Source organism: Paenochrobactrum sp. BZR 201-1 (assembly GCF_044987585.2).
GTDB classification, from domain to species: Bacteria; Pseudomonadota; Alphaproteobacteria; order Rhizobiales; family Rhizobiaceae; genus Paenochrobactrum; species Paenochrobactrum pullorum.
Window position 1 is genome coordinate 1 of the sequence record NZ_JBJDRZ020000053.1, and the last position, 5,570, is coordinate 5,570.

The 5,570-nt window shown below is 49.4% G+C and carries 5 protein-coding genes, 1 pseudogene and 1 other annotated feature; of the genes and pseudogenes, 5 read left to right on the top strand and 1 reads right to left on the bottom strand.

The features are described 5' to 3' along the window. Nucleotides 1-84 precede the first annotated feature (84 nt). From ACI0FR_RS16450 to ACI0FR_RS16470, 5 genes and pseudogenes are all read left to right on the top strand, one after another. Nucleotides 85-531 (top strand): hypothetical protein, encoded by a 447-nt coding sequence (locus ACI0FR_RS16450; protein WP_374834782.1) that lies wholly within the window; start codon nt 85-87, stop codon nt 529-531. 787 nt (nt 532-1,318) lie between these two features. Next, nucleotides 1,319-1,558 carry a hypothetical protein gene (locus ACI0FR_RS16455; protein ID WP_461668023.1) on the top strand — a complete coding sequence of 80 codons (240 nt, stop codon included), beginning with the start codon at nt 1,319-1,321 and terminating at the stop codon, nt 1,556-1,558. Further along, nucleotides 1,558-2,892, top strand: a complete 1,335-nt coding sequence (locus tag ACI0FR_RS16460; protein ID WP_461668024.1) for a hypothetical protein — start codon at nt 1,558-1,560, stop codon at nt 2,890-2,892. The genes ACI0FR_RS16455 and ACI0FR_RS16460 overlap by 1 nt, the downstream gene beginning before the upstream one ends. A 158-nt stretch (nt 2,893-3,050) precedes the next feature. Beyond that, the gene (locus ACI0FR_RS16465; protein ID WP_461668026.1) at nt 3,051-3,395 is read left to right on the top strand and encodes a DUF4376 domain-containing protein; all 345 of its coding nucleotides are present in this window, start codon (nt 3,051-3,053) and stop codon (nt 3,393-3,395) included. Beyond that, nucleotides 3,392-3,586 (top strand): annotated as a pseudogene (locus ACI0FR_RS16470) (transposase domain-containing protein); the annotation flags it as partial. The gene ACI0FR_RS16465 and the pseudogene ACI0FR_RS16470, both read left to right, overlap by 4 nt. A gap of 73 nt (nt 3,587-3,659) precedes the next feature. Here ACI0FR_RS16470 and ACI0FR_RS16475 read toward each other — a convergent pair. Further along, complete coding sequence (locus tag ACI0FR_RS16475) at nt 3,660-5,147, bottom strand: SulP family inorganic anion transporter (RefSeq protein ID WP_461668025.1); 1,488 nt, start codon at nt 5,145-5,147, stop codon at nt 3,660-3,662. A 73-nt stretch (nt 5,148-5,220) separates the two neighbouring features. Next, nucleotides 5,221-5,276, bottom strand: a sequence feature (sul1 is cis-regulatory element that is thought to sense ions involved in sulfur or methionine metabolism; They are found in Alphaproteobacteria). Nucleotides 5,277-5,570: the final 294 nt, after the last annotated feature.

Genomic DNA, 5,570 nt, shown 5'->3' on the forward strand with positions numbered 1-5,570 from the left:
GTAACAGCCGGTGTCATGCGTAGCCCTGATAATAAAGTGGTTTTCAATCTTAACAATGGGACGCTGATATTCAGCGATTAATGCATGGTTCAACGTGTGTTTTTAAGTAAATCCCCGCCACGGCTCATCACGTCGAAGGCGGGTAAGAATGCCACTCCGTCACTACCAGATGCAGACAAATCATTCGATAGCAACTGGTTTGATGGAGGCGGTATTAAATGGATTTTGCCCAGGAATAAATCAGGGGTATTTACCGCTTTTCCGTATCAGTTGAATTATATCCCCTATATTTGGGGGTTTTTGTCGGGAAATTATACAGGAGATCAAACCTATTTCGAGTGGGGCGTTATACCAAATAGCGCCGATAGACCCCCCACCAATGGAACTAGATACATACTTGATACTGAGTTTTTTAGCGGCGCGGGCGCGGATGCCAATCAAAATTACTACGCTACCAACGGCGGGATATATAACCATGTCCAAGCGGGACGTTGGCAAGGGGCAGATTACTTCGTGGTTTTCGAGGGCTGAAAATGGTGGATAGAATCTTATTAGGCAAAGAAAACAATAGACACTTACTTAGAATTTCAAAGCCCGGCTTTGATGTTAAAAACCGCGCTAATCCAATGGTTTTTTCTTCCGAGAATGACTACTTAAAAATACACGCAAGGGCGCGAGTAAAACTAAACTCATATACACAAAGCGGGAATGCTTTTTGGTGGGGTAAGTTTTCTTTTCCTCCACTAAGTTACCATCCATTGGTTTTTTATAGATACGAGTGGCCTCTATTGGGCAGAACCAATGTCACCTTTCCTTCGCAGGATGATGACATCTTCTGGGGCATGTCGTGCGTGGTAAGCTTTGATACACTTTGGTTTGTTTCATCCAATTGGGATGATTTTGTATCTGATATCTACGTGAATTACATCGTATTTGAAAATAGGATGCCGTAACGATGGTGGATAGGATTATCTTCGATGCCAGCGGCGTTAGGGTTTCAAAGCCGGGCTTTGACGCAAATACTGCTTCACCTCAAAACATGGCTATGTTTTCCGGCATGACCCCGTGCATACCGATAACGAGTAATAGCGTTTCGTTTACAGGTAACGGGACAAAGACATTCACATTTACTAGTCCAAATCAAAACATCGTCCCCACAGTATTGGTTAGGTCACCTCAAGGGATACTCCCTTCGTTCAGGACGTATTATGCGGAAATGAACGCGCCTTTTAATAGTGTAACCATTCGGAATGTGGACGGGAAAGCTAGAACTGTAGAATTCAAGGTATTGTTCTAAGCCGTCCCTTATGAGGAAATCATGCAAAACAGAATAATGATTGATCCATCAGTAGCGCTGATGGAGTTGACCATTGATGCCAATTATTCGCGCGACAGGCGCTTATATTTGGCTAACGAGCTGCATCAAGCGCAATTAAAAATCCAAGAGATAACCGTCGACTTAACATCGGCTCAAGAGGAAATAGCGCGCCTTAACCAAGTCGTGACAGATTTGCAGGGTGTAGAAACCTCTACCATTGATACATTGGAGATTGAATAATGGCTTATGAAAGGGGTGTGAGGCCTGATTATACAGTCGGCACAATTACCTTGGTATCGGGGAGTAAGAACTTCACCACGACAGGGGCATCTTTGCAAAGTGCCGCTATTCAAGCCGGTGATATGATTATCACCCGTTCGGGCTTGGTACTGATTATTGCATCAGTCACAGGACAGAACGCAGGCACCCTTGTCGAGAATACGCCTGCAGGCGCGGCAGGTGCTAATCAACCACTGCTGATCCGCTATCAGCCCGATGGATCGCGTTATCAAGGTGCGGCGCGCGATCTTATCGCTCGTTGGGGCATGAGCGGAAATGTCGATGCGCTTGCCGGATTGAAAACACTAAAAGATACACTGGCTTTTTTCACCGGTTCTGGCACTGCGGATGTGACTGCTTTAACGGAATGGGCGCGGACTTTGTTGGCGGCTGCAAATGGCGGTAAAGGTTATGAAGCTTTAGGCGTTGTGCCTTTGAACAATATGCAGCATTTATTCGGCCAAAATGGTGCTGATGGGTGGGTACGTCTATCAACATCTTATACCGGCACAGGTGCAGAAGATGGTAGTTCAACAATTGGTATCCAAGGTGGCGGAATTTTTTATTTTATGCGTTCCGGCGCAAATGTTTGTGCTTGGGATATTAGCGGCAGACAAATTGTAGGTATTGTTCCAGGAGAACGCATTACCGAGGGTAAAGTAAACGTCAACAGAGTTGCACATATGCATGGAGCTAATAGTGATGGGTGGGTTCGGTTAGGAACGCACATGTCAGATAGCTCTATTGGTGGATCCATTCGCTTAACTGGCAATGAAACACTATCATATACTGTCGATGATGTTCAGAAAATGTACTGCAATTCAACGGGCAATATGGGCGTTACAGGCTCATTGTCTAAGGGCTCTGGTACTTTTCTGATTGATCACCCTCTTGATCCTGAAAATAAAGATTTAGCTCATGGGTTCGTTGAAGCACCGGAATATGTCAACGTTTATCGTGGCGATGTGCGCCTTGTTCGTGGCCGCGCTACAGTAGATTTAGATAAGTATTTCAATATGTCTACTGGTACGTTTGGAGCGCTTAATACAGATATTACAGTGTCAAGCCTCCAAAATCAGGAGGGGTTTTCTCGTTTGCGTCCACTAAAGAAAATCGAAAGTGGTTTGCTTGAGATCATTTGCGAGGACGAAGAAAGTACTGACCTCGTGTCATGGATGGTAACTGGTCGACGCAAAGACAACTTTGTCCTTCATATTGATGAAAACTGTGAACGTGAGACAGGTAAATTTATTCCAGAACGCGAAAAAGAAGATTTTGATGAGGTGGGTTTATGACAATGAAAACTGTAATTGACGGTGCTAAAATTGGTAAAAAAGGCTATCCCCGCCATTATCAAGCTTTTGGGATGGAGCCACCCACAAAAGTAATAAATATTAATCAGTCATTTGACGAAAACGGTGATAGTGTCGCGATTACCTTGGATGAGCAGGTAATGGCTGAACGCGACCGCCGTATCAATGGCGGTTTTACGTTTCAGGGTGTGTTCTATCAAAGCAGATCACAGGATCGTGAAAACATTGCCGGTGCCGCTGTGGCCGCACTTGCTGCAATCTCAGCCGGTGCAGCAGCCAAAGATTACCGCTGGCATGGTGGTGATGCTGATTTTCAATGGATTGCAGAAGACAATACGCTGCATCTGATGGATGCGCAGACGATGTTTGCCTTTGGGCAAGCCGCAATGGCGCACAAGCAGGCGATGATTTTTTCAGCTCGCGCGCTAAAAGATATGGCTGAAATTCCAGCCGATTTTGCTGATGATCAATATTGGCCTTCATAGCCTTCGATCAGAAGAACGCACTCTTCGCTGGGCACGATGCCGGGACCGAGAACTGAGCGACCATCGCCTCACTCATCGAGACCTGCAAGCTCAATGTCGTCGATCCGCTGGCTTATCCGACCGCTACACTTACTGCCATTGTCCTAGACCACAAGCAGGGCCAGATTCATGAGCTTTTGCCTTGGAATAATTCGCCGTGGAGCGGACCAACAGGCAACGGTAGCGGGGCAGATGACTGCGCACGAAGGTACGCAGCCATATTGTTCAGTGTAGTGAAGCGCTTGCCGCAAGCCGCTTATCCTTGTCGTGCAGCGCGAAGCGGTCAATCATATCAGCACTCGCTTCGTTGAAGCCGAGAACCTCGACCTCATCGCCCTCTTGCCGAAACTTCAATACGATCTTGTCCAACGCGCCAATTGCGGTGATGTCCCAGAGATGGGCCTTTGTGAGATCGATGATGATCCGCTTACCCTTATCCGTGAAATCGAACGCATGGATAAAGGCTTCCGCAGACGCAAAGAAGACCTGCCCCTCCACAGCATAGGTGACACTGTTCTGTTCGGGATTCTCCAGGCGCGTGACCCTGAACAGACGGGCTACCTTGCCAGCAAAAAAGATGCCGGACAGCAGGACGCCAACGATCACGCCCTTTGCCAGATCTTGCGTTGCGACGACGGTGATGACCGTCGCCAGCATGACGACAGAGGACGGAAGCGGATGGCGTCTTAGGTCAAGGATCGACCGCCAGGAGAAAGTGCCAATGGAAACCATGATCATAACTGCAACGAGCGCGGCCATGGGGATGATCTGGACGAGGTCATTGAGGACGACGATCAGGAATAGCAAGAAAGCACCCGCGACGAATGTCGAAAGCCGTCCTCGACCACCCGATGTCACGTTGATGACCGACTGTCCGATCATAGCGCATCCGCCCATGCCTCCAATCAGTGCCGATGCGATATTCCCCGCTCCCTGTCCAACGCATTCCTGACTCTTGTTGCTGGGCGTGTCTGTCATGTCGTCGACGATCTGCGCGGTAAGCAGCGATTCCAGCAGTCCTACGGCAGCGAGCGTCACTGAGTATGGGAAGATAATCTGCAGAGTCTCCCAAGTCAGCGGAACCTGCGGAAGCATCAGGAATGGGATCGAAGACGGAAGCTCACCGAGGTCGCCGACGGTGCGTAGATCCATGCCGAACCACCACGCTGTGGCCGTGAGAACGCCGATGGCCACGAGCGGCGATGGGATTGCCTTGGTCACGTATGGAAAGAGGTAGATGATTGCGAGGCCGCCTGCGATCATCACGTAGGTAAGCGTCGGAACCCCAATAAGTTCAGGCAACTGGGCCATGAAGATCAGGATCGCAAGGGCATTAACGAAGCCCGTGATGACCGACCGGGAGACGAAGCGCATCACGCGGCCGAGCCTGAGCCATCCCGCGATGATCTGGATGATGCCCATAAGGATCGTGGCGGCGAACAGATACTGAAGGCCGTGCTCCTTGACCAGCGAGACCATGACAACAGCGGTCGCGGCCGTTGCAGCAGAGATCATGCCGGGTCGGCCGCCCACAAAGGCCGCCACGCAGGCGATTGCGAAGGAGGCGTACAGGCCGACCTTGGGATCGACTCCGGCGATGACGGAAAAGCCTATCGCTTCCGGGATAAGCGCGAGAGCGACGACGATACCCGAAAGCACGTCGCCACGGATGTTGGAGAACCACTCCTGATAGTAGTTTGAAAGAGTTCGCATGGGAGATTTTTCACAGTTGAGGCAACGGGCCGAGCGAAACTCGGTCCTCGAAAACGGAATAGTTGCGTTGCTGTGTTGTCTGGCGGATCGGCGGCCAGAAGAGCCACCCGGAGTTTCACCGAGTCCTTGTGGATGACGCTATGTAGCTCACGCAGTCCAGTTTTGCAATTACGTCTCAGTCTGAATCCACTCGCCACAAAAATAGGATGCGGCGTCAAGGTGTCGGTGTGACACCGATTACAGTTATCGTTGGCATGGTGGTGATGCTGATGATCAATATTGGCCTGCATGACCCCATTTTATTCTGACCATTCAGCCCGCCCGTGAGGCGGTTTTTTTCTTCCGCAAAGGAACAATCGTGATTGCTAAGGGTTCATCTTTGAGGAGGTGCCCTTATGAGCAGTTTTGAATTTGAATCCGTTT